This is a genomic window from Flavobacterium algoriphilum (assembly GCF_048158655.1).
Lineage (GTDB): Bacteria > Bacteroidota > Bacteroidia > Flavobacteriales > Flavobacteriaceae > Flavobacterium > Flavobacterium algoriphilum.
Genome location: NZ_JBLNKY010000001.1, coordinates 768,681 through 793,030 on the forward strand (window position 1 = coordinate 768,681; position 24,350 = coordinate 793,030).

Consider the following 24,350-nt stretch of genomic DNA (forward strand, 5'->3'; position numbering starts at 1 on the left):
TATACTATGAATGTATCTCTAATATTAATTATACTTTTAGTTGGTGCGTTTGCAACTTTCCTTGCAGGCGATAAACTAGCTTCAAAAGTAGCTTTGTTCTTTGGGTTGGCCGCTGCAGGCTGTTCTATTGTATTATTAAATCACTATAATTTAGGTGAAAATATCAGTTTCATCAAACAGTGGATTACAAAACCTACTATTTCTTTTGCTTTAAAAGCAGATGGACTTTCGCTAGCAATGCTTTTATTGACTACGGTTTTGACTCCAATTATTATTTTCTCTTCTTTTAGAAATGAATATAAAAATTCAAAATCATTTTATGCGTTAATCTTGTTTATGTCATTTGCAATGGCGGGAACATTCTTAGCATCAGACGGTCTTTTATATTATATATTCTGGGAGTTATCTTTAATCCCTATTTACTTTATTGCATTAATATGGGGTAACGGAAACACAGAAGAACGCAAAAAAGCAGTAGTTAAATTCTTTATCTACACGCTTGCCGGATCATTATTTATGCTGGTGGCTTTTGTTTATTTGTATCAAAAAGCAGGTAGTTTTTTACTAGAAGACTTATATAAATTGAATTTATCAGCAACCGAGCAATTGTGGATTTTTCTGGCTTTTTTCTGGGCGTATGCCATTAAGATTCCATTAATTCCTTTCCACACTTGGCAGGCTAGTGTATACCAAAAAGCACCAACTGTCGGTACGATGCTTTTATCGGGAATTATGCTAAAAATGGGATTGTACAGCGTAATCCGTTGGCAATTGCCACTAGCACCACTTGCTGCTAAAGAATACATGTTCCTCTTTATTGGACTTGGACTTGCAGGTGTAATTTACGGATCAATTGTAGCCTTGAGACAAAAAGACTTGAAGAAATTATTAGCGTATTCTTCTTTGGCTCACGTTGGATTAATAGCTGCCGGAACATACACGTTGACATTAGATGGATTGCGTGGAGCAGTTTTGCAAATGATCGCACACGGTTTCGTAGTTGTTGGATTGTTTTTTGTTGCGGAGATTATTTTCAGGAGATATCAGACAAGAGCGATTGCTGAAATGGGAGGTATTCGCACTCAAACTCCAAAATTCACTTCCATGTTTTTGATTTTGGTTTTGGCTTCTGTAGCATTACCAACTACTTTTAACTTTGTTGGAGAATTCACTGTTTTATACAGTCTTTCACAAATTAATATTTGGTTTGCCATTTTAGGTGGATCAACTATAATTTTAGGAGCCTATTATATGTTGAAAATGTTTCAACAAGCTATGTTAGGCGAAACCAATTCAAAACTTTTTGCTGATGTAACCAGCAATGAAGGAATTACTTTGGTAATTATAATTGCTGTCTTGTTCTTTTTTGGAATGTATCCAAAACCAATCATTGATTTGATCACACCAAGTCTGGAAGAAATTTTAACTCAAATAAACCGAATAAACTAAGTCAAATAAAAAATGAATACATTAATAGCTATAATAGGATTAGGTGTTTTATGCCTTTTATTTGAAATTTTTAATTTAAGGAAAGCCATTGTTCCAATAACGATTATTGGATTGTTAGCGGTTCTTGGTTTAACCATATCCGAATTTAATTCTACACAGAGTTACTACAACAATATGATTATTGTAAGTAAATTTTCAACTGTGTTTTCTTCTTTATTTATTGTGCTTACTATTTTTTTAGTGGCTTTAGGACATAATTTTTACGAAAATCATCAGTCTAAAATCTCTGATTTTATTGCCATAAAAGTGTTTTTATTAGCGGGAGCAGTGGCGATGGTTTCTTTTGGGAGCTTAGCGATGTTCTTTTTGGGTATCGAAGTATTATCGATATCACTTTATATTCTTGCGGCAAGTGATCGTATGAATTTAAAAAGTAATGAAGCGGGAATGAAGTATTTCTTAATGGGATCTTTTGCTTCGGGAATTATTCTTTTTGGGATCTGTTTAATTTACGGAGCGATGGGAAGTTTTGATGTTACTGAAATCAGTGAACTATCACAATCGGCTGAATTGCCAATTTGGTTTCCAATTGGTATTGTTTTGTTAACGATTGGAATGTTATTCAAAGTTGCTGCAGTTCCTTTCCATTTTTGGGCACCGGATGTTTACGAAGGATCTCCTGCCTTGACAACCGCATTGATGAGCACTTTGGCAAAAGTAGTTGCTATGGCGACTTTATACAAATTACTTTACGTAATGAATGCTGATATTTCAGAAGCATTCAAAATTATTGTGGTTGTTATTTCTATGGCTTCAATGACTGTTGGTAATATCATGGCCTTAAGACAAACGAACGTGAAACGTATGTTGGCTTTTTCAGGGGTTTCTCACGCCGGGTTTATGTTGATGACTTTATTGAGTTTGTCCACATCAGCAGGTAGTTTATTGTATTATTCATCAGCCTATTCTTTATCAGGAATCGCAGCGTTTAGTGTGATTTTATACGTTTGTAAAAATAGAGATAACGAAGATGTTGTGAATTTTCACGGTTTAGGAAAAACAAATCCTTTGTTAGCGGCGATTCTTACAGCCGCCTTGCTTTCTATGGCTGGTATTCCAATTTTTGCTGGATTCTTTGCCAAATTGGTTTTATTCAATCAAACGATTCAAGCGGGTTATTTGGCTTTAGTGATCGTAGCAGTTGTCAATTCAATTATAAGCGTTGGGTACTACTTTAAATTGATTTTGGCAATGTATACTAAAGAGCCAAACGAGGAAAGAAAAGGAACGCCGGTTATTATTTATGCCGTTGCTGTTATCGCGATTGTATTGAATATTGCTTTAGGTTTGTTTCCCTCTTTTGTTTTGGATTTACTAGGATAAGCCAAAGTTTTAAAAACATACAAAAACCATCAAGAGTAATTTTGATGGTTTTTTTGGTTTCAAAGGTTTTCTGTTTCCTTGATTGTAATAAATATTTACTATGCTGCTATCTAAAATAAAGTCTCAAAACTTAAAAAGCTCAAAACCGAATTGATTAATTTTGTCTTAATAGAAGTAATTTTGAATTTCAATTAAATAAATGAAGATGGGAAATACATTAAAAATACAAATCTGGTCGGATATTATGTGTCCGTATTGTTATATAGGAAAAAGGAGAATAGAAAGTGCCTTAGCGCTTTTTGAACATAAAGATGCGGTTGAAATTGAATGGAAAAGTTTCCAGTTAGACGCTACTTTTATAGCGTCTCCGGACGACAACATGGTAGAGCATTTAGCAGAAAAATATAGAAAAGATACAGATTGGGCTCAAAACATGCTGGACAACATGACTCAAAATGCAAAGGCGGCAGGATTGGATTTTCATTTTGAGAAATCTATTTTAGCCAATTCTTTGAATGCGCACCGATTGTTGCATTTGGCTAAAAAACACAACCTGGCGGATGATTTAGAAGAATTATTGTTTAAAGCGTATTTGAGCGATGGGAAGAACGTTAATGATTTGAATACTTTGAAAGCGTTAGGACTGGAAGTAGGGCTGAATGCTAAAATGATTGATGCAGTATTGCAGTCCGATGCCTACGCAAATGAAGTGCAGGAGGATATTAAAGAGGCGCAAGCTATCGGTGTTCAAGGGGTCCCTTTTTTTGTTTTCGATAACAAATATGCAGTTTCCGGTGCGCAACATGTGGAAACTTTTGTAAAAACACTCGAAAAAGTATGGGAAGAAGGCAAATTTGATTCAAAGGTAACCATATTGAATACTACTGATGGAGACAGCTGTGGCATCGAGGGATGTGACTAAAACGAAGAATAGTTTAAAACAAAAGTCCCGTTGATAATACCATCGGGACTTTTTTAATTAACCATTTTAAATAAATTAATTATCTTTTATCTATTCTAATATCTAAACTTCCTGTTACTTTAGTGTCTTTCTGGTTTTTTGTACCATCATTTTTATAGTAGTATTGATCCTGATCATTTGAATTTTGATTGTTTCCATAATCACGATTGTTATTATAATCGTTATTTTGATTATTATAATCTCGATCATTATTGTCATAGTTATTTTGGCTGTAGTCATTAGCTCTACGCCCATTTACACTTCCAACAATATCAACAATTTGACCACGACGGTTGTAGATAATTTGCAATCCACCTACTTGTTCTAAGGCGTAACGGTTGTAAGACATGTATATTGAACCGACTCGTTTAATTCGATCATTTGAATCATAGTTGATAAATACATTTCCAATACGTCTTACTTTACCAGAATTATCATGTTCCACTTTTACACCGTAATTTTGGTTTCTAAAATTTGTGGGTCTACCATACGTTTTATTTACAGCACTCGTTCTTTTTGATTTGTAATACATATCGTTATCAGTTGCTGGACGTGTATTAAAATCGAATTGTCCGTCAGGAAACACAAAAAAATCAATTCCTCTTTCGGTGAACACAATTGGTTCCGCATTTCTAAAATCAACAGGTAATCTTCTTTCAACTGAAAAATTAATTTTTTCTGTTGCATTCGCTACACCACCTCCAATAAGAAAGATACTAGCTACTAAAAGGGTAATTTTTTTCATAATCAATATAATTTGGGTTTTGCCTACTCTCGAGCTTTTCGGCTTACGCTTTTTTACTTATTTGAGTAGGTATATCCAAGTAGTGTGCCAGAAATTATAATCTTAATTTAGTGTTTTAGGCTATTATTTGGTTTTTAATTTTAAATAAATGAAGATCAATGTTTTAAAATTTTAAAAATGAAGTGATAATAATTTATTTAGAAGCTGTGATTCAGTGTTTTTTATTGTAATTCTTTTGTTAGTTTTTTTATTGTCATTTTCCGGAATAGAACAGTCAAAAATCAGTTGCGACTTTAAGGGTAATTACTAAAACTAAATGCTTTTTTATTTAAAATAGTTGTCAAAATACCTTGATGAATATTTTAGCTTCATTAGTTTTAAAACAAAAAAAGGCCATCCCAAAAGACAACCTACTCAATTAGAGATTTATTTAATCATTATTTGGCATCAATTGTTTTTACTAAAGTTTTTCCATTAGAAGTTATTATAAACGTATAGCTGTCTCCAAGCCTCTTACTTATGTCAAATATTTTACCCACATTCAATTCAGGAGGCAGGGTTTCATTATATAACACGGTATCATTGGAACTATAAATTTTAACGGTAATAGGAGTTTTTTCTAGGTTTAATAGATTAAGTGTTACTATTCCTTTTTTGTTTACCAAAACGGGTTTGTAAAATTCTGAAATGGCATCAGCAGATAATTTGGCTACTTTACCAACTACCTCAATTTTATATTTTGAACCGTCAAATCGTATGTTCTGTTACTAATTTCTCCGAAATCGAATTGGTTATATTAATGGAGGCTGCGGAAAATGGCATGTAGGAAGTCATATCTCTTAATATAACGACGGAGATTTTATATTAATTGGAAGTGATTTACCGCATTGCGGGTTTACGAATAAAGAAACGGGAAACAAAAAAGAAACGGTTATAGAAATGAAGCCTGACTTTCTTGGAAATGACTTTTTTGATATTTCCAAAATGGAAAATATTAGAAACTTGATTTAATCAAGCCAAATCAGGGATTTCATTTTTGGGAGAAACTAAGAAAGCTATTGGTATTAAAATTGAAGCAATGGAGGAGCAGTTTCAATTAGAGCAGTTATTAAGTATGTTGTCAATTTTAAATGAGCTGGAATTATCCAAAGAAAGTCTTGTTTTAAATGCAAAAAATTTCTCTCTGGAAATGCAGATACAACATAATGACCGTATCAATGCTGTTTTTAATTATGTAAAAGATCATTTTCAGGAGCACATTGCGCTTGAAGAAGGGGCTGTATTGGTAAGTATGACTGTGCCTTCTTTTTGCCGGAATTTAAAAATAATAGCCAATAAAAGATTTACGAAGTTTTTGTATGATTACCGTTTGGTTCATGCGTCTAAGTTATTAGCCGAAAAAGCCATAAGCATAACCGAAAATATGCTATGAAAGTGGTTTCAATAATTTCAATAAATCGTTCAAAGAATTCACGGGTAAAAGTGCTTCAGAATACCGTCAGGAACTTAGATCAATGCTTAAGTAAAATGATTCTAGCTGCTAATAGTGTTGCGCTAGAATCTTTAAAAAGCACAATGCCCCGGGTGGGCATAGTAATATACATAAGCCTAACAACGCAGATAAACGATTACGTCATGTGTTTTTGTTGAACACAGTTGTGTTTTTATTTCATCTGGGATTATAAATGAATGTTCCGTTTCTAATTTTAAATCGAAAATTCTAATCCTATTTCAATGCATTTAATCGGGTAGACCTTCTTAAAAATTACTTCCTTTAATTTTCACCGCTTTTACTTTTTCGAAAACATCAACAGGCAATATATGACCATCCTTGTCAAATAGCATCGGGGAAATACAGGTTTCGCGATTATAGCCATTGCCATTAGGTATTTTAAAACGGTGATACGCAATGTACCATTCGTCTTTGCCGGGAATTTTTACAACCGAATGATGTCCAGCACCTTTTACAATCCCTTTTCCTTTTAAAACCGGATACCCTTCTGCTTTTGTAAATGACCCCAAGGGCGAATCTGAAGTGGCATAAGCCACTGAATATCTTGGATCACGGGTATCAAACTCCGACCACATTAGGTAATATTTTCCGTTTCTTTTGAACACAAAGGAACCTTCGTTATAGCCTTTTGGCTTGATGGAGATGATTTTTGTCGCATCATACGTAATCATGTCGTCGTTCAGCTTTACGATGTTGCAATTGCCTTGGCCAAAATATAAATAGGCCGATCCGTCATCATCAACAAAAACCATTGGGTCTATCATTTGCCCTTTGAGCATGCCTTTTTTTACCAGCGGCGTTCCCAAAGTATCTTTGAAAGGGCCGGTTGGTTTGTCGGAAACCGCCACGCCAATATTCACGTCGGCCGAAAAATAGTAATAATATTTTCCGTTTTTGAAAGCTATGGCTGGAGCCCAATCCCGTTCTTTGGCCCAGCTGACATCTTTGGGTACATCCTGGATTACTTTTTCGTATTTCCATTTTACCAAATCTTTGGAGGACCAGCACGTAAAGTTGGTGGACATGCATCCTTCGGAACCATCGGTCGTTGGATAAATATAGAATTTCTTACCAAAAGCAGCAATATGTGGGTCTGCGTAAACATCCGGCAACACCGCTATGGGCGCATTTATGGTATCACTTTGAGAATACGAACTTACAGAAAGAAAGAGGTTCATTAGAAAGAGAATATTTTTTTTCATATTGTTTTAATTAAAAATCTAGTACCTACTCTGCATATCAATAATTTCCAATTGTCTCCTGCTTTAGCTGGAGGAATAGAGAATCAATGTAGGAATGGCTTTAGCCAAAAAGTATGTTTTGGGCTAAAGCCATTAAAAATAAACAAAATTTTATTCCTCCAGCTAAAGCTGAAGGCAATTAATATATTGAAAACAGCATAAGTTGAATACAGAATTTATTTGTTCCTCCATAAAATTTCTGGAACGCCTCCCCATTTTTCGTGGAGTCGTTTCGCTTCCTCGATAGTGATTCCGATAACGCTTCCGTGACGTGGTGAGAAATTTTTAACAAACGATTCTGATGTTGGCGTAAACTGGTATAAATCTTTGCTTAGTTGAAATTCATACCGGTGATTGGTATATAAATCATACATCAACACATAAGAATCGGATTGGTTCAATTTGAAGATACTCGATCCTTCGACCACTATTTTCTTATCGGAATAAGCATCAAGATAGTTGAAATTTTCTGTCCAAGGCCCTTGAAGGGTTTTTCCAATAGCCTGACGAATACCGTTTTTGAATTCTTTTCCGTTTTCGTCCTTGGTGTTTCCTTTGAAGAAAAAGTGATACGTGCCGTCTTTATAAATAATATCCCCGTCTATCGCCCCAAACTTTGGACTGAACATCAGCTTGGGTTCGTTCTCAAAACCGCTGAAATCTGCGTTGGCGTAAGCGGAATAAAAATCGAGTTTCAAGTCGTCTTTAAATTTTACCGTAAAATAGACTAAGTATTTATCTGCAGCAGGATCATAAATAGTTTGAGGCGCCCAAACCCATTGAATATTGGTAAATTTTGTAGGATAAATTTTTTCGAGATCAATAAACGAATGTTTCCAATTAATTAAATCCCCCGATTGCAGCATCACTATACCGGGATTATGTCCCCAACCATTTTTTGCCGTGTTCATGTCAGTGGCTACCATATAAAAACTTTTTTCGTTCTCGCTTCTCAAAATATGGGGATCCCTGATTCCGCCTGTCCCAGATATTTTTTCTGAAGATATAATGGGTTGGTTATTGTTCAAGGCAAACCAGTTTATCGCATCGGCACTGGCACCAAATCGTAACTGCTCGTCACTATTTCGTGGACCCGAACCTTCAAAATACGTAAACAAATAACCCTGAAATTCTTGTTTTGGATATGCCACCAAAATATCGAATGTCTTTTTAGTTTTTGATCTTCCAGCGGTGACAGTTGCCGTCATCGTAACCTTTATTTTTTTGCCTTTTCGGGGAGAGCGTTTCAACAGTTTTCCATCATTGGAAATGTATTTTGGTTTGCCCGATTTCCAACTGATGGTCGAACCTTTCGAACCAATGGAGTCGAGCAACAAATTCCAATGTAGATTTTTGGAATAACCTTCGGGAATGTGCAATGATTTTGCATCCAAGGCTACTTTCTCCATATCCGTTAAAACGGTTTTCTCTTGAGCAATCCCAATCGTTGACATCAAAAGGAGGATGCCAAGAAAGTAAGAGAAGCTAGATTTTATGTTTGTCATGTTTGTGAAATGTATTGATGTCCAATATTAGCATCGACTCAGATGTCGTCTGAATAGTTTACCAGTCAAGTTTCAAAAGCGACACAGCTTGTCTTGGCAAAACGATGTCAACCACCAAACTGCCTGCTTTCACGTCCAGTTTTTGTGAATTTCCAACGGTTTCCAATTGGCCCGCTTTTTCGAGTGTTGCAATTTGCGCAGCCGTAGGGTTTTGTGGCGAGCCCATTTTTTTCCAAACTTCGTATGAATTACTGTGTTTGCTGTCGATGGTGTAGTGGGTTAGCGTTACTTTTCTGGCTTTGACACCACTGATGCTTACCCGAACTGGTTCCGCAGTACCTAACTGGTCAAGGTCGTGGTAGTTCCACAACATGATACCTGCGGTTTTTCTGTCAACGCTGGCAAGGGCACCAATTTCAGACTTTTCGCCACGAACGCTGTTTTCTACAATGGTCTCCAATGGCGTCATTCGGTTGCTTTCAACAGTTACGCGTTTACCGCTCATTTTGCCGAACATCCGGAATACGTTCAGTACCGGTTTGTCTACCCCGTTGGTAGCTAAATCACGGAAACCATAGAACCAGGGTTGGTTTTCGAATTCGAGCGACCAAGAAACGGCACCCAGAAAATTGACGTCATATTTATCGGCCAACAAATATTTTCTGGCAAACGATGCGGCGGTATAACTACTGTACATCGTGCCGTTACGGTAGGCATTTTGCGGGTTGGTAGCCATGCCACAAGCAGCACAACCTTCGGGATCGCTTTCGCCAATGATGATGGGTAGATTCTTGACTTCCGGATAGGAAGATGCAATTCGGAATCCGGTAGAAATGTCCTTTAATTGTGGCGACATATCCATACGTACCATGCCATCTACTAATTTCGGATTTCCTTTTGCGTGAAAAAGAAAAGCATCCAGCGGTGCCCCTTTTTTGCCCGTTGCGTAATTAGTTCCGCTGATGCAATGCTCCAAAAAAGCGTTCGTCCACTTTTGGGCACCCTCGCTCCTTGTACCAGCGATATTAAGACCGCCAATCTTGGCTGTTGGAAGTGCTCTTTTCACGGCATCCGCTGAATAATCGTATAGTTTAAAGAATTCGTCCATAGTGCCTTTCCAGTACCCGTTGGGTTCGTTCCACACTTCCCAATACCAGCTTTCTACCTCTTTTTTGCCATAATGATTCACGCTGTGTTTTACCCATTGGTATACCAGTTCAGCCCATTTATTGTAGTCTTTTGGAGGATAAGCCCAGCCCGTCAGAATGTTGCCGTAGGGATCGCCCGGTTTCCAGAAATGTTTGTAGGGCTCTGGATGTGTACTCAAAGCCTGTGGCATAAATCCAATCTGGGCTAGTGGTTTTATGCCGCGTTTGATATAAGTATCAAAAATGCTGTCAACAATTCTCCAGTTGTATATTGGGTTGCCGTTGGCATCTTCCGTGTAAGCATTTGTGCTGCCCCATTTAAGGGCGGCAACTCCGTCTCCGCTTACAAGCAAACTGTGCGCCCGAACGTATACCGGAGTAGGTGATAGTGCCGCCAATTCAGTCAGTAGCTTCTTGCCATCTTTCATATAGGTGTAATTCGGTTCATCATAGCCAAACCACGCCCACATTGGATATATGTCACCCACTGGTTCGTCCAGCATTATTTTCACTTCGACTGTTTTTTCTGCAGTTTGCGAAAAAGCCGGTCTTAAACTGTTAGATAAAAATGCAACTGCAAAGGCAAGGACTGCCATTTTGTTTTTTACGATCATTTTGTGTTCTTCGTTAATCATTTGGCATCAGTTTAAATTATAGTAATAGAATAGGGAATAAAACTTTCGTATAGATTTGGATTGTTCTTCTACCTCAACAAGCGTACCTCGTAAATACCGGTAATGGTCGAATTTGGTTTTGCCTTAAATTGCACTTGCAAGATTTTAGGTTTCGCATTCAGTAGTGCAGCAGGAAGTTCGATTGTCTTGTCTATAAATTGATTTCCTTCTGATCCGTCCATATGTATGGTTGCTACCACAACAGCATTGACATAAATGTCGAAATTTTTATTCTTGTCGGCACCAAAATAGGTAATGCGTAATTTACGGGCTTCTAAAAGTGGATTTTTCAAATCATAGCTGAAAGAACCTTGGCCGTTCCGAAAATGACGTTCTTTAAACATTCCGGTATCTGTTTTTTCTCCTTTAAAATTATGGTCGGATTCCGGTTGCTGTTCTCCTGCGGTAACTACATCAAGGGTAATTGCTTCCAATTTCATTTGCGCTTCCTCTCGTTCTTTCATTGTTTTTTGTATTTTTGGCAATTTTTCTTTGGTAGTATAAGGCCAATACAGCATATATCTTGCATCATGAATTTGGAAGAACGGAACAAGTTGCAGGTTCTTGTATTTCTCCTGATAAATTATATCCGAAGCAGAAAAAGTAAACGGTTTGTTGGCTAAAGCTTTCAATGAAGCAGCTAAATCGGTGTTGTTGGAAACAAGTAAAGGTGCATCTTCTATTGGGTAAATTGGGCCGTTGGCAATATGTCCCATACGACTGTCATCTGCATGAAGGCCAACTAAATCTGTTGTGTCTGTAACTGCTGCAAGTACAATAGGTCCGTGTACAAAAGAAACCCAAGCCGATTTATCCGGAAGTTGCTCGGTTTTATTTTGCATTGGTAGCAACACTGCAATTACGTCTCCTGTTTTCCATTTTCGTTCTATGGATACATAAGAATTCAGGTCTTTTGTAAGGCTAATTTCTTTGTTGTTGACCGTGATTTTCATTTTGCCCTCTTCTACCCATGAAGGATAACGAAACTTAATGGCGAATTGCTGCGGTTTTTTTAACGTCAATCTGATGGAAGATTGTTCTTCAAACGGAAACTTGGTGTTTTGCGTAAGCGTAATTCCTTTTTCTTTCCAATTCAGGGTTGAAGGAATAAAAAGGTTCACATACAAATTTTGCTTGTCGTGCGCATAAATGAGTTCCCCATACTTTCCGTGATTTTCTAAACCAGAACCGACACAACACCAAAATGATTGTTGCGGTTCTGAATACACTCGGTAATGACGTGGTCGAATGGGTGTGAAATACACAAAACCACCATCCGGATGTTGGGATGACAGAATGTGGTTGTAGGTCGTGCGTTCGTAATAATCCATGTACTTTGAAGAAGGATTGGCGAGAAACAAATGCTTGCTTAATTTAAGCATGTTGTAACTGTTGCAGGTTTCAGGTCCTTCCCTGGATTCCAGCATCGACGAAAAATCAGTGGAAGGATTAAAATGTTCTCTCACGCTATTTCCTCCAATAGAAATGGTTCGGTTATCCACCACTGTGTTCCAGAAAAAGTTGGCAGCATTGGCCCATTCTTTATCTCCAGAAACTTCGGCTACACGCATAAAACCTATTACTTTAGGAATTTGGGTATTGGCATGAATGCCGTTAAGGGCATCAGTGTTTTTTAAAAGGGGATCAAGAATGACTTTGTGTGAGAATTTTTGAGCCAGAACCAGGTATTTTTTATCGTCCGTAATCACTGCCACATCGGCAAAAACCTCATTCATACCGCCGTGTTCGCTGCGCAGCATCTGTTGAATCTGGTCATCGGATAGCTTTGCGGTAAGATTCAGGCACCAGTCCGAAAGTTGGATCAGCATTTTTTTTGCTTTTTCATTCGCTGTCAAACTGTAAGCATCAATTAGTCCGGCATATACTTTATGAATGTTGTACCATGGCACCCATTTGTTGTTCAAGGAAAAGGTTCCAGCGTCAATTTTTCCTTTGGCAATCTCCTCCCATAATGCTTTGCTTCCGGGAACACCTCCAATGTATCCGTTTCCATTTTTTTGTTGGCATTTTTCGAGACCGTTGAGCATGTGATCGAGTCTTTCCTTTATTTGCTTATTTCCGGTTGCGGCGTACATCTCTGACAAAGCCGAAAGATAGTGACCTCCAATATGACCATCAAGCCCGGTATTTTCCCAGTTAGGATAATTTATTGCCTTGGATTCTATTCCGGCTTCTCTCAAATAAGGTGCCAACAGTCTGTCTGCATCAAGCGCTAAAATATACTTCATGTCGGTTTGTTGAGCCGCATTAAAAGGGCTTTCCAACAAACGAACCGAGGATAGTGGAAAACTTTGCAGTTGGGTGGACTGCCCGTAAAAGTTAGCAATCGAAACCAGAATAAGTCCGAAGCAAAGTGATTTTTTAATGCTGTTTGGTATCATCTTTTTTTGGATTTTATTTATTTGAGCCAATCGTTTTAATGCGGTATATCGTGAATGAATAAGCGGGCAGTTCAACACTATTCAACTCCGAAACGGAACAAGCAGTTTTTACGGGTCTTGCGTTTTTGTCGCTTGGATCTCCTCTCAATACGGTTTTTACCGTTTCTGGGTTTACAAAGTTGAAATTTTTCATGTCAAACGATGCATTGACGGCAACAGGCAGGAGGTTGACCAATTTTACGATCAGGTCGTTGCTTTTGGAATCCCGAACCACCGATATGGCAATGCGGTTTTTTACATTTTCCTGATGGTTCGAAAGGCTAATTTCGCTCGGGATATAGTGGTCGCCGGCGTTTTGACCATAGAGTTTTTGTACCTCATAACCTACCGTTGGTCGCACTTCCGTATTGTTGAAATAAATCAGGTTGGGATTCCATTGCGTGTGTTTGTCTTTTGCCAACAAAGGCGCATAAGAAGTCATGCTGACTACATCGCCATTGCGTTCCAAAGAAGTTAAATACAACGCTTCCGCCAAAGCTGTTTCTACATTGTTGGGTTTTCCAGGCAGGTGAGCGGCATATTCTCCAAGATATACTTTGGATTTCGAACGGTCATATTGGTCATAATAATCCTGATTATAAATAAACCAACCCGGCGATTGATAGTAATGTTCGTCAACCATAGGCACACCCAATTTTGTGGCGATGTCCCAGCCTTCTTGATAATCCGTCCCTTCAAACGATGGGCCAACCGTTCCAATGACAGTTATTTCAGGATATTTTTCTTTCATCGCCTTGAAAATCATTGTGAAACGTTCTTCGAAAATATCCGTGATGAGGTCTTCATTGCCTACGCCAATATATTTCAGGTTAAAAGGCTTCGGATGTCCTGCTTCGGCACGTTTTTTACCCCATTTGGTAGTTGTATTGCCATTGGCATATTCTACCAAATCCAGAATGTCTTGCACGTAATTGTCCATGTCACACATTGGAACACCTCCCTGATGACCGGCACCTCCTGTTGACGAATTTTGGCAAGGAACACCGGCCGCGATTACGGGCAATGGTTCGGCTCCTGCATCTTCGCAAAACTGGAAGTACTCAAAATAACCCAAACCGACAGTCTGATGGTATCCCCAAAGATTGCGCATGGGTTTACGCGACTCAAGTGATCCAATGGTGTTTTTCCAATTATAGATGTTTTCTATTCCGTCCCCGTGTGCAACACAGCCTCCGGGAAATCGCATAAATTTAGGTTTTAAATCAGCCAATGTTTGGGCTAAATCGGCACGCAATCCATTTTTATGACCTTTAAATGTTTTCTGCGGAAAAAGCGAAATCAGATCTAGATCGAGTGAGCCCGTCATTTGTGGAATGATTTCCAGACTGGCATTGGCTATGGTTGCTTTAGCCGTAAGAGTTGCATTGTGTTTTTTCCAATTGGCAGTAATCGATTGGGTTGTTGTTTCCCCTAAGATTTCTCCATTTTTGCCCACCAGACGCACAAGAAGTTTTCCTGCTTTACCATCAGTAGCACGGGCAAATATTGAGAAATCGTATTTTTCGCCTGCTTTGACTGCAATGCCATCAAATCCTTCGTTGACTAATGCTGTTCCAGCTTGTTTGATTGCCAGTTTTGCGTAATGTTTGCTGTTTGGATGTATTGGGTTTATTGAATCAATGGCAAATTTTGCAGTTTTATTGTTTAAGCGCCATGCTTTCGAACTGTTCCAAGTTGTGTCCCTGCCTTTTGTGTCCCTTACAGTATATTCAAAATCCCTGTTTTGAACCAGTTCGGCGTAAAGACCGCCATCGGCTGCATAATTGATGTCTTCGAAAAAGATTCCCAACAGCGTATTACTGATTTTTTTGCTTTTTGTTGCATCCAAAGTAAACTTTGCTTCTACAGGTTTCAAGTTGGCAAAACGTTCGGTGTCGGTTTTGGTTGTTTCTGACCAAAGTTGGGTTTTATAAGCCGACAATTGTTGGGTTTTAATCAAGCCATCAACAACATTCCAAGCCACTTTATTGATGGAGCCTGTTTGGGATTTTCCATCGATAAGGATAGTACTACGCGAGTTTTTGTATTCCGCTAATGGGATATTTTTGGCTTCCGAATATTTTGTGAAATCCTTGGTTGTCGTGCTCCAAGCTTTGGTTTCGGTTTGATCTTTACTCAGCCAAGAAATCGTGTATTCGCCTTTTTCTTTGTTGTAAGCTACTTCGGGTGTCAAGCAGTTTTTTTCGGTCATAACAACAGGATAAGATTGACGACCCCAATACAGCAGATCTTTCGACGAAGCGTGTGCAAATGTTCCGTCCTTTTCATTTAGGCTCCAAAGGCAATGCCACTGCCCATCAGCACCAGGAAATAATAAAGGTGAAACCATTCTTTTCTCGGATCCCCATCTTCCATAATCGGAATGGATATAATGATATTCCGGCCCGATCGGATGCCAATTGATTTGATCGATACTCCAAGCAAAATGAAGCCCATCGAAACTTTTTCCGGAAGTATAGGAGAATATATAAGCCTCTTTTGGATTACTGGCGAAAGTCGAAAACACCGAAAGACACACCAACAGTAATCCTAGAAAGTGCTTTTTTGGTTTTCGGAATTTGAAGATATTTATCATGCTACTATTTTATGTTTCAAAATTTTATTTCACATTTCCATTTTTTGGCTAATTTTCGGGCTTCTTTTTTAGTGATTTGAATAACCGCCGGATGCTTTGGTGACGAAAAATTGGTCGCTTTCATCACGCCTTCGTTGAAGTGTCCCAAGTTTTTAAAATTTACAAAATCGAAGGTTTCACTGAACCCAAAATTATGCGGATTGATGCGGTAAATATCATAAATAAGAACCCATTTATCCTCGCCAATGCGTTTGTAAATTGTTGGTGCCTCACAACCCACTTTTTCGGGGTCGTACCATTTGTCGTCGTATTGATAACCTGTATTGATCGAATCTGAAACCATCTGCTTGATGCCAGCTGTCCCGTCATGTGGTACATAGAACAGGTGGTATTTATTGCCTACTTTGGTAATGTCGGCATCGATATAGGCAACATCTTTTGGATATTCGAACAAAAGTTTTGGAGGTGTTTCGAGTTTTGTAAAATCAGCATTCATATACGAATAATACACTTTGTCTTTCTGTTTGCCAAAACGCATGGTAAAATAAATCATGGTCTTTTGCTTTTTGTCGTCATAGACCAATTCAGGAGCCCAGGCACAACCAATGTCTGCCAATTCCGGAAAAGCCTGGTCCACACGAAGTACACAATGTGACCAATGTATCAAATCGGGCGATTTCATTAAGACCAATCCTCGGTTGTTGCCCCAGCCGTATTGCTTGCCGTCGCGTTCCCACTCCGTGGTTCGAAAACCTGCTTTTTGGGCATAAATATGCAAATCGGTCAATGCCAAATAAAACATTCCGTCCGGTGCCCGGTAAATGTAAGGATCACGAATTCCTTTTTGCTCGGCTATTGTATCTCCGGCTATAATTGGTTTGGCATTGTTAACATCGGTAAAACTGTAACCGTCTTTACTCAATGCCATTTACAAACCGTGGGTGTCGTCTTTAAAATATACCATCAAATACCCTCCCATACTTTTCTCTTTGGGAACTTTGGTTTTCTGTGCGAAGACCGTTGTGCCGACAAAAAGTAGGATGCCAACAACAATTAGGGATCTCAATTTTCTCATATGTGATTTATTACCATTATAATGATTTTTTATTTTTTTCCTCATAGGAACTCACTATAAGTGTGTTTTTAACATTTGTAAATGTAATTTAAAAAAGCAAATAAACAAATCAGCTTGATAAACGGTTTATATCATTTCGATGCAGGAAAGATTTACATTAATCTCGGTTCGTGTCAAAATTTTTAAAACCGGTTGCGCTCCTGTTTTAAAGGAAATAGTGGAATTTGACTATAGTTTGAAGGCATCTGATTTGATAAAAACCTTATAATCCTTAATCATGCCAGCTGTTTTATTGTCAAAACGATGTAAGTATCTGAACCCTTTTATGGATTCCATCTGCCCCAAATCAATTACAATTTGATGAGGATGTGATGGTTTTGCACCTACGGATTGGCTTTGCCAAAAAGTGGATTCCTGCTGGTCAAAAATTTTATCTGCCGTATAGTTTCCTGCAGTCACTTCTTCACTGCTGGCATACACTATTTTCCATTTCAAGACAGGAATTATTTTTCCGTCGGCTCCGATTAATTCCAATTCGGTAAGCGTAGTGAGCGGATCATTGTTTTTTTGCGAATTCAATGCTTCCAGACAAAAATATTTCCCGTTAAATTGTTTAAAAAAGTTAATCTCTTTCCAGCCATTTTTATTGGTAAATGTCCCTGTATGTACAGGATTTTCTGCTGACAGATCCAGTTTTTGTCCTGCGGTTTTATGCAGTAAGGATTCGTCAATATTAATTTTGTCTAAAATAGGTTTAGACAAGCCCGCCACTTTTAGGCTTACTGGTTGGTCTACATCCAAAATGATGATTTCATTTTTTCCTTTCTTAAGCCATGCGCCCGGTACAAATAAAGTTTGTTGCGGACCAATTTTCCAAAAACGACCCAAGTTATTCCCATTAACCCAAACCATTCCTTTGCCCCAATTGCTCATGTCTAAAAAAGTATCGCCCGTCTTGGTCAGGTTGAATGAACCTTTATACCAAGCGGGACCTTTTGCTCCGGCAGTTGTGTATTTAACTCTTTTTTGGAATTTGTAATCCACGGGGAAATTATATACTTGCCAATTTTTTAATTCTTTGGTTATTTGACCATCGGTTAATGTTACTTTTTCTGTTATTCCTTTGTTGTCAAGAATTGCTTTTCCGTAGTTGACACGGCCAGTAGCTTCCACCAAAATGTCCAATTGTGCATTTTCAGAAACCGGCGGAATTTCAATGGTGTTGTCTCCTTTTCGGCGGTCTAACTTTCCAATGGGCTTTCCATTTATAAATACCGTTGCCCAATCATGAAGCTCGGTTATCATCATTTTTTGTTTCATGGTCGAAGCATTCAATTTCGTTCTGTAAAGAATGCGTCCCCAGCCCTGATCAAAGTTTTCCATTGGTTGGATGTTTGCTGTATTATGAGCAAGAGGCAAATTAGCAAATAACGAAGCACCTTCCTTCATCTCGAAAGTTGGGATTTCGATAATGGGCATGGCTTGAGGAATCTCTCCCAAAGTTTCATCTTCCTGCAAATAATTCTTTAACAGGTTACGAATAGCAAAAAATTTCTCGGTGGTATTACCTTGTTCGCCAATTGGTGCATTGTAGTCATAGGACGATACCATCGCAGAGTATGGAGCTGCATTTGCGCCACCCCATTGACCAAAAGAGGTTCCTCCATGAGCCATATAAAGGCTGAACGAAATTTCCCTGTCCATCATGTCTTTTAAACTTCCAATAAAACTGTCAACAGAACGGGTTTCGTGCGGTTTTCCCCAATGATCAAACCAGCCTGTCCAATATTCGCTACACATTAAAGGAGCAGTTGGATTAATTTCTTGAAAGGTTTTAAATTCCTTGTCGATATTGGCTCCAGCTCCAAAATTTAAAGTCGTGGCAACACCCTCTAATTTGTATTTATTAAAATTAGAAGACCAGTCACAGCGGAATAGTTGTACTTTATCGAATGCTTCTCTCACATTATCACGCATCGCTTCCATGTAAGCGCCGTCTGATCCATAAGAAGCATATTCATTCTCTACCTGAACCATGATAATGTTTCCGCCATTTTGTATTTGTAAAGGAGCAAGCTGTTTTCCTGCTTTTCTAAAAAACTTTCGGGTACGTTCCATAAAAAACGAATCCGAAAGACTACGCAAGCTTATGTCTTTTTTCTTTAGCAACCACCATGGTAAACCACCCATATCCCATTCAGCACAAACATAAGGTCCAGGACGGACAACGCAATACATTCCGTTTTTTTGTACTAAACGCACAAATTCAGCGACATCATTTTGCCCTTCAAAATCAAAGTGATCTTGTTTTTGTTCGTGTAGGTTCCAAAATAGATAAATACAAATGGTGTTCATTCCCATAGCTTTACAAAGTTGTATTCTTTGTTCCCAGTATTGTTTAGGAATGCGAGGATAATGCAACTCTGCCGCACGAATTATAAAAGGTTTCCCGTTTAACAAGAATTCTTTGTTTCCAAGAGTGAATGAATTATTTTGCTGTTGAGCAATTCCGTCATTCGTAAATAAAACGGATATTAAAATAGTAATTAATAGAATTTTTTTCATTTTTTATTTTTAAAAAGAGCCTTTGATAAAATTTTATAAGAGGGCCTTCTTTTATATTTAGTTGTTTATAGATTTACGGATTTTGCTTCCGTGGTAGATTATTGTTTTATTGAAATTGATTGTACTAGTTATTCCAAGTGTCAATTAATGCTTCAAAATGAATAATTAAATCGATCACCTAGACAGTTAATAACGAACTACAAAAAAAACTATTTCGATACTTTAACAATTTTATACAAGCCGGCACCGTGTGAATTGATTTCAGGTGCAAATTCTCCGGAATAGTTACCAAGTACTTTTCCTGACCATAAATCGGTTATTAAATAGTTTTCAGAAAGCCCTATGTTTTTCAAATTTATCGGGATTTTTACCCTCGGAGGAGGAGGAGGTCCAGAAGGGTTTTGGGTAAACATAAAAAATTTAACGGTAGCTCCCGTGTTTTGGGAAATACAAGCTTGATCCAAACCAACAACTGCTTTAAAACGAGTATAGCCTTCGGGCAAGTCAAATTCTATGATGGAATTGGAATGCGTACCGATGCCATTTTCATGTTTAATTTTATTGGTAATAAGACTATTGCCGGAAACACTTTGGTTAAGCTTTGGTTTTTGCCATCCGGATGTCGCTTTTTTCCATTTTAAGCTGGTCAGTTTAAGAGAGTCTTGTCCTTTATATAAAGTGGGCTCAATCCAGTTGGCATGATCCCAATCGGTTTTATCTCCGCCATCATTGACCACCAGATATAGTTTTTTGGTGCCCGAAATAGCAATGTCAACCGTTGCACTTTGACCCAAAGTTGTTTTTGAGATTAATCCGCTGCTCCAAACTGCTTTTTCTTCGGATACCATTTTTTGATCGGCTGTATTGAAAACTGCCAAGTATTTAGCTCCCGTTTTTGGTTCGTCAGCAATCCAGGCGGCTTGGTCTTTATGGGTGAAAAGCGGTTTGTTGTTTGTGCTTTCGTTCAGCACTTTCAGCACATCTTTATTCGTCAGCAAAGAAAGCGTGAAAGGATCATTGTCCGGAAGGTTGCCACCAAACATCAACGGGGATTTAAAAATACTCCATAAGGTCATCAAGGTATATTGTTCGTCCTTGGTAAATGCAGTCATCCTAGGGTCTCCTCTTTCTGCTCTGATTCCAATTCGACCAAGCGGCAACATATCACCATCTGGATAGGCACCATAGGAACGCCATTTGTTCCAGCGCTCAAAGACTTCAAAATGGTCTTTTAATTGTTGCCAGCTATCCCAAAAATCACCAACAGTACGCCACATATTCGCATTTTTTTGAACGTGGTCGGCTTGTGCGATGGGGGTTTCTCCGGGAGAAGTGCTCAATACAATTTTACGCCCGGTTCGGTCGATGGCTTTACGGATCATGTCGATTTCTCCTTCAAAATAAATAGGAGAAGAAAGATCATCAATCTTGACAAAATCAAGACCCCAAGAAGCATACAGTTCGAAAAGTGAATTATAGTATTCTTGTGCACCCGGCTTGCCTGGAATTACGGTGTACATATCGTGCAACCAACTGCACTGGTCTTTTTCCGAATAAATATCCCTGGCTGTCAAATTCGTGCCTTTAATGGGCAAGTTTTGTTTTACGGCTATTACAGGAATGCCGCGCATGATATGGATGCCAAACTTCAACCCTTTTTTATGAAGATAATCAGCGAGGGGTTTAAAACCTTTTCCTCCCGATGCAGAAGGGAAACGGTTTACTGCGGGCATAAATCGGCCGTATTTGTCCAAGACATAATCGGGATTTTTTTCATTGTATCCGTGAGCTTTATCGTTCCCCACATACCACCTAATATCTACTACAATATAATTCCAACCGTAAGGCTTTAAATATTTGGCCATGTAATCTGCATTCGCTTTTACTTCGGCTTCTGTAACTGTAGGTCCAAAGCAGTCCCAACTGTTCCAACCCATAGGTGGAGTTGCTGCCCAATTATGAAATTCTTTTTCAGCCTGAGATTGAACAGTATAGTTGAAAATGGAAAAGAAAAAGACAGAGAGCGCTATTTTGTTAAATTTAGATCGGGTCATTAGGGTGTTTTTTTTGTAATTGTAATTTACATATAAGTGTGTTTTTCACATTTGTAAATCTAATTAAAAAAAGAACATATAAACAAATGAACACAATAAAAAAACGGGGTGTTAATAGCGTATTGTATTTTAAGTTTGATTTAATACTTTTTGGTTGTCAACAAAACAGGAGTTTTTAAGAAAAAAAAGAAATTATCATCACACAATTTTTATTTAAGCGCATATTTCTGTTCCCTAGTATAAAAAAGGAGTTCGATTAAAAAATTGCTAATTGAGGAATTGTTGAAACTAAAGTTTCATTGAAGGTTTTAGCAAAATTAAGAGCAATTCGATTATACAATTATGGACAACAAGTAAGCAAAGCACGGCATTAATAGTAGTCATTTTGATATATATATATATATATATATATATCAAAATTCTTATTAAATATATTTTTTTACTTCTGATGAAGCTTTGTAATCCATAATTAGTTAGTTTATATGTCTCATTTTTCTGAATTAAAAAAAATAGGTTAAACTATGTAAGTGTTGTTTTTACGCTTAAAATCTGAATGCAGAAAATGGCTGAGTCCTAATAAATATAGGATTTTCATATTGTTATAATAACAGTTAATAGATTGTCAAATTGATATTTAATATATTATTTTTTTATAAAACACAAAAAAAACAGGATAGAACAGGATAGATGTAGTAAGCTGAACTTATAAATTTGAAAATGTTAAATATTCACAAAAAGAGTTAAAAAAAATATAAATGTCTGTTCACAATTTTATAAGTTAATCTATAATGAAGAAAAAAATACACTACTATTTACTTGTCCTTCCGTTTCTGGCTCTCTTGGCCAGTTGCAGTCAAGACGTATTTGATGAGTACTATGCACGTCCGGAAGGTCTGCAAGATCCTATTTATCAACAACTGGAGGCGCGTGGCAATTTCAGCAACCTGACGGCTCTAATAGGAAAAGCGGGATACAAAGATATCTTGAGCAAAGCAGGGTATTGGACGATGATGGCTCCTAATGATGAAGCGTTCGCAAAATTCTTTCAAGAAAAAGGAATTTCAAACGTGGCAGCAATTGATTCAGCTACTGCTGCTAAGATTGTAAGGTATGCGCTTATATACAATGCGTTTCGAGAAGAGCAACTTTCGGACTATCAATCATCAAGAGGATGGGTAGTAGATAACGCTTTTCGAAGAAGAACAGCATTTTATGATGGATTTCTGACTAAAACAATAAATGGTCAACCCAAAGTGATAGTAGGCTCTAACCGTAATGGTTCTCTTAACTATATTTCTGGAGATAATAATAATAAGTATATTACTTATTTTACAAAAGAATATTTTGCAGCTAAGGGTTTAAGTTCGTATGATTTTAATTATTTCTATCCTAGTAAAGAATATACAGGATTTAATGTTTTAGATGCGAAAGTAACTGAGGCGGATATTATTGCCGAAAATGGATTTATTCATGAATTAGATAAAGTAAATCTTCCATTACAGAATATAGATCAGTATTTAGAACAAAATAGTAACTACAGTGTTTTTCGTAAAATTATAGAAGATAATTTAATTAGTTATATTTTTAATCAAACTGCGACAACTACTTATCGTAATTATAGTGGAAAATCTGATGATGTTTTCGTTAAGGTCTATGATCCTTCTTTAGTATTTGCACCTAATAATGAAAATTATTTAAAAGCAGAAGATAATGATGGTCAAGCTGACGCTTATACTATGATTGTTCCTGAAAATGCTGTTTTACAGAATTTTATAAATACCGTTCTGCTTAAGAATTACCCTTCGATTGATAAACTGCCTAGATATGTTTTTCAAGATTTGATAAATGCGCATATGGTACAAGGTGCGGTGTGGCCAAGTATGAAAGGGAATTTTATTAATGGTTTAAAAGAAGATTTAAGATTTGATTTCAATACTAATATTACGGATAAAAAAGTTTTAAGTAACGGATTTTTTTATGGTTCTAATATAGTTCAAAAATCAAATTTATTTTTTAGTGTTTATACTTCTGCTTACTTAGATCCTAAGTATAGTTTTGCAACCAGAATATATAACGACGGTTCAGGTTATAGGGAAATGATTAGTAATATAAATAGAAAATTTACAATTTTCTTGCCATCTGATGCTATATTGAGAAGTCTGGGTTATGAATACGATGCGAACCGTTTATATTGGGTTTATGTTTCTCCAACAAATGGAGCAACTATAACAGGAAGTAATGCTAGAAATAGATTATTAAGACTTTTTTACAATTGTATCGTTTATACACCCAATGGAGAGTTAAATAATATTGCCACTACTTCAGGAATTATTCGTTCGGGAGATAGTGATCTTCCGGGAGAATACATAAAATGGAGCAATAACAAAATTTACGCAGCGGGTAATGTAGCATTAGGTACCGCGGTTAATGTTACCGGAAAAGAAGTGCAACAAAATGGAATAGCTTATTATGTAGATAATCTACCTCAATATTCGGAGGAATTACAAGGTTTGGTAATTAAGCGTCTAGCCGCAAGTAATACACAATTTAATAACTTTTATCAATATCTATTAAATTCTTCAGTATATAACGCAACTACTGGTAAAATTGAGGGAGTTGATTTAGGTACATCTTATACTTTTATAGTGCCCAATGCTTTAGCTATTGGAAGAGCAGTAACGGCTAAATTGCTCCCTGCTAATCCTGCTACAACAATACAGGGAGAAAGAGATTTAATTGCCGATTTCATCCGTTACCACATTATATCTAATAAGACAGCTTCAAGTGACGGACTTGTTACCGGGCTCTATGAAACATTAAGAAAAAATACTCGAGGCGATAAAACTTATGTTGAAATAATTAGCACACCTGGGACATTATCATTTAAAGATAATTCAGGAAGTAATCCAGCTGCTAATTTTATTTCAGCCAGCAGTAATAACTTAGCAGATAGATCCTTAATCCATTTAGTAGACAACTATCTTAAATTTACGGAATAAA

The 24,350-nt window shown here is 37.4% G+C and carries 15 protein-coding genes; 5 read left to right on the forward strand and 10 right to left on the reverse strand.

Annotated features, from left to right (window positions below):
• Window positions 1-6 precede the first annotated feature (6 nt).
• The 3 genes from ACM55G_RS03300 (at window position 7) to ACM55G_RS03310 (ending at window position 3,754) form a co-directional block, all read left to right on the forward strand.
• The gene (locus ACM55G_RS03300; protein WP_416842480.1) at window positions 7-1,449 is read left to right on the forward strand and encodes a complex I subunit 4 family protein; all 1,443 of its coding nucleotides are present in this window, start codon (window positions 7-9) and stop codon (window positions 1,447-1,449) included.
• Between the two features lie 12 nt (window positions 1,450-1,461).
• Window positions 1,462-2,832: an NADH-quinone oxidoreductase subunit N gene (locus ACM55G_RS03305; RefSeq protein WP_416842481.1), complete on the forward strand. Its 1,371-nt coding sequence runs from the start codon at window positions 1,462-1,464 to the stop codon at window positions 2,830-2,832.
• A 205-nt stretch (window positions 2,833-3,037) separates the two neighbouring features.
• A complete protein-coding gene (locus ACM55G_RS03310; RefSeq protein ID WP_416842482.1) occupies window positions 3,038-3,754 on the forward strand; it encodes a DsbA family oxidoreductase in 717 nt (238 codons plus the stop codon).
• Between the two features lie 79 nt (window positions 3,755-3,833).
• Here ACM55G_RS03310 and ACM55G_RS03315 read toward each other — a convergent pair whose 3' ends face one another.
• Entirely contained in the window at window positions 3,834-4,538 is a 705-nt protein-coding gene (locus tag ACM55G_RS03315) for a hypothetical protein (RefSeq protein WP_416842483.1), read from the reverse strand.
• A 1,036-nt stretch (window positions 4,539-5,574) separates the two neighbouring features.
• Between ACM55G_RS03315 and ACM55G_RS03320 the strand changes: the two genes are divergently transcribed.
• The gene (locus ACM55G_RS03320) at window positions 5,575-5,970 is read left to right on the forward strand and encodes a hypothetical protein (RefSeq protein ID WP_416842484.1); all 396 of its coding nucleotides are present in this window, start codon (window positions 5,575-5,577) and stop codon (window positions 5,968-5,970) included.
• A gap of 326 nt (window positions 5,971-6,296) precedes the next feature.
• On the opposite strand, the gene ACM55G_RS03325 is transcribed toward ACM55G_RS03320, so the two are convergent.
• From ACM55G_RS03325 to ACM55G_RS03365, 9 genes are all read right to left on the reverse strand, one after another.
• Window positions 6,297-7,253 (reverse strand): family 43 glycosylhydrolase, encoded by a 957-nt coding sequence (locus ACM55G_RS03325; RefSeq protein ID WP_416842485.1) that lies wholly within the window; start codon window positions 7,251-7,253, stop codon window positions 6,297-6,299.
• A gap of 215 nt (window positions 7,254-7,468) precedes the next feature.
• Entirely contained in the window at window positions 7,469-8,797 is a 1,329-nt protein-coding gene (locus tag ACM55G_RS03330) for an immunoglobulin-like domain-containing protein (protein ID WP_416842486.1), read from the reverse strand.
• A gap of 58 nt (window positions 8,798-8,855) precedes the next feature.
• Window positions 8,856-10,580 carry a GH39 family glycosyl hydrolase gene (locus ACM55G_RS03335; protein ID WP_416842487.1) on the reverse strand — a complete coding sequence of 575 codons (1,725 nt, stop codon included), beginning with the start codon at window positions 10,578-10,580 and terminating at the stop codon, window positions 8,856-8,858.
• 68 nt (window positions 10,581-10,648) lie between these two features.
• Entirely contained in the window at window positions 10,649-13,021 is a 2,373-nt protein-coding gene (locus ACM55G_RS03340; RefSeq protein WP_416842488.1) for a beta-L-arabinofuranosidase domain-containing protein, read from the reverse strand.
• Between the two features lie 13 nt (window positions 13,022-13,034).
• Window positions 13,035-15,656, reverse strand: coding sequence for an alpha-L-arabinofuranosidase C-terminal domain-containing protein (locus ACM55G_RS03345; protein WP_416842490.1), 2,622 nt, complete (start codon window positions 15,654-15,656; stop codon window positions 13,035-13,037).
• A gap of 16 nt (window positions 15,657-15,672) precedes the next feature.
• Entirely contained in the window at window positions 15,673-16,584 is a 912-nt protein-coding gene (locus ACM55G_RS03350; protein WP_416842491.1) for a glycoside hydrolase family 43 protein, read from the reverse strand.
• Complete coding sequence (locus tag ACM55G_RS03355; protein WP_416842492.1) at window positions 16,585-16,731, reverse strand: hypothetical protein; 147 nt, start codon at window positions 16,729-16,731, stop codon at window positions 16,585-16,587.
• 228 nt (window positions 16,732-16,959) lie between these two features.
• Window positions 16,960-19,296, reverse strand: coding sequence for a beta-galactosidase (locus tag ACM55G_RS03360; RefSeq protein WP_416842493.1), 2,337 nt, complete (start codon window positions 19,294-19,296; stop codon window positions 16,960-16,962).
• A 209-nt stretch (window positions 19,297-19,505) separates the two neighbouring features.
• Window positions 19,506-21,350 (reverse strand): NPCBM/NEW2 domain-containing protein, encoded by a 1,845-nt coding sequence (locus tag ACM55G_RS03365; protein ID WP_416842494.1) that lies wholly within the window; start codon window positions 21,348-21,350, stop codon window positions 19,506-19,508.
• Window positions 21,351-22,189: 839 nt separating this feature from the next.
• Here ACM55G_RS03365 and ACM55G_RS03370 point away from each other — a divergent pair.
• Window positions 22,190-24,349 (forward strand): fasciclin domain-containing protein, encoded by a 2,160-nt coding sequence (locus ACM55G_RS03370; protein ID WP_416842495.1) that lies wholly within the window; start codon window positions 22,190-22,192, stop codon window positions 24,347-24,349.
• The last annotated feature ends 1 nt before the right edge of the window (window position 24,350 follow it).

What these genes read in the sequence shown, in the direction of transcription:
- ACM55G_RS03350 (WP_416842491.1), bottom strand. Translation starts at nt 16,584, where the DNA reads ATGGCATTGAGTAAAGACGGTTACAGTTTTACCGATGTTAACAATGCC.
- ACM55G_RS03345 (WP_416842490.1), bottom strand. Translation starts at nt 15,656, where the DNA reads ATGATAAATATCTTCAAATTCCGAAAACCAAAAAAGCACTTTCTAGGA.
- ACM55G_RS03335 (WP_416842487.1), bottom strand. Translation starts at nt 10,580, where the DNA reads ATGATTAACGAAGAACACAAAATGATCGTAAAAAACAAAATGGCAGTC.
- ACM55G_RS03355 (WP_416842492.1), bottom strand. Translation starts at nt 16,731, where the DNA reads ATGAGAAAATTGAGATCCCTAATTGTTGTTGGCATCCTACTTTTTGTC.
- ACM55G_RS03315 (WP_416842483.1), bottom strand. Translation starts at nt 4,538, where the DNA reads ATGAAAAAAATTACCCTTTTAGTAGCTAGTATCTTTCTTATTGGAGGT.
- ACM55G_RS03330 (WP_416842486.1), bottom strand. Translation starts at nt 8,797, where the DNA reads ATGACAAACATAAAATCTAGCTTCTCTTACTTTCTTGGCATCCTCCTT.
- ACM55G_RS03340 (WP_416842488.1), bottom strand. Translation starts at nt 13,021, where the DNA reads ATGATACCAAACAGCATTAAAAAATCACTTTGCTTCGGACTTATTCTG.
- ACM55G_RS03310 (WP_416842482.1), top strand. Translation starts at nt 3,038, where the DNA reads ATGGGAAATACATTAAAAATACAAATCTGGTCGGATATTATGTGTCCG.
- ACM55G_RS03360 (WP_416842493.1), bottom strand. Translation starts at nt 19,296, where the DNA reads ATGAAAAAAATTCTATTAATTACTATTTTAATATCCGTTTTATTTACG.
- ACM55G_RS03300 (WP_416842480.1), top strand. Translation starts at nt 7, where the DNA reads ATGAATGTATCTCTAATATTAATTATACTTTTAGTTGGTGCGTTTGCA.
- ACM55G_RS03325 (WP_416842485.1), bottom strand. Translation starts at nt 7,253, where the DNA reads ATGAAAAAAAATATTCTCTTTCTAATGAACCTCTTTCTTTCTGTAAGT.
- ACM55G_RS03365 (WP_416842494.1), bottom strand. Translation starts at nt 21,350, where the DNA reads ATGACCCGATCTAAATTTAACAAAATAGCGCTCTCTGTCTTTTTCTTT.
- ACM55G_RS03305 (WP_416842481.1), top strand. Translation starts at nt 1,462, where the DNA reads ATGAATACATTAATAGCTATAATAGGATTAGGTGTTTTATGCCTTTTA.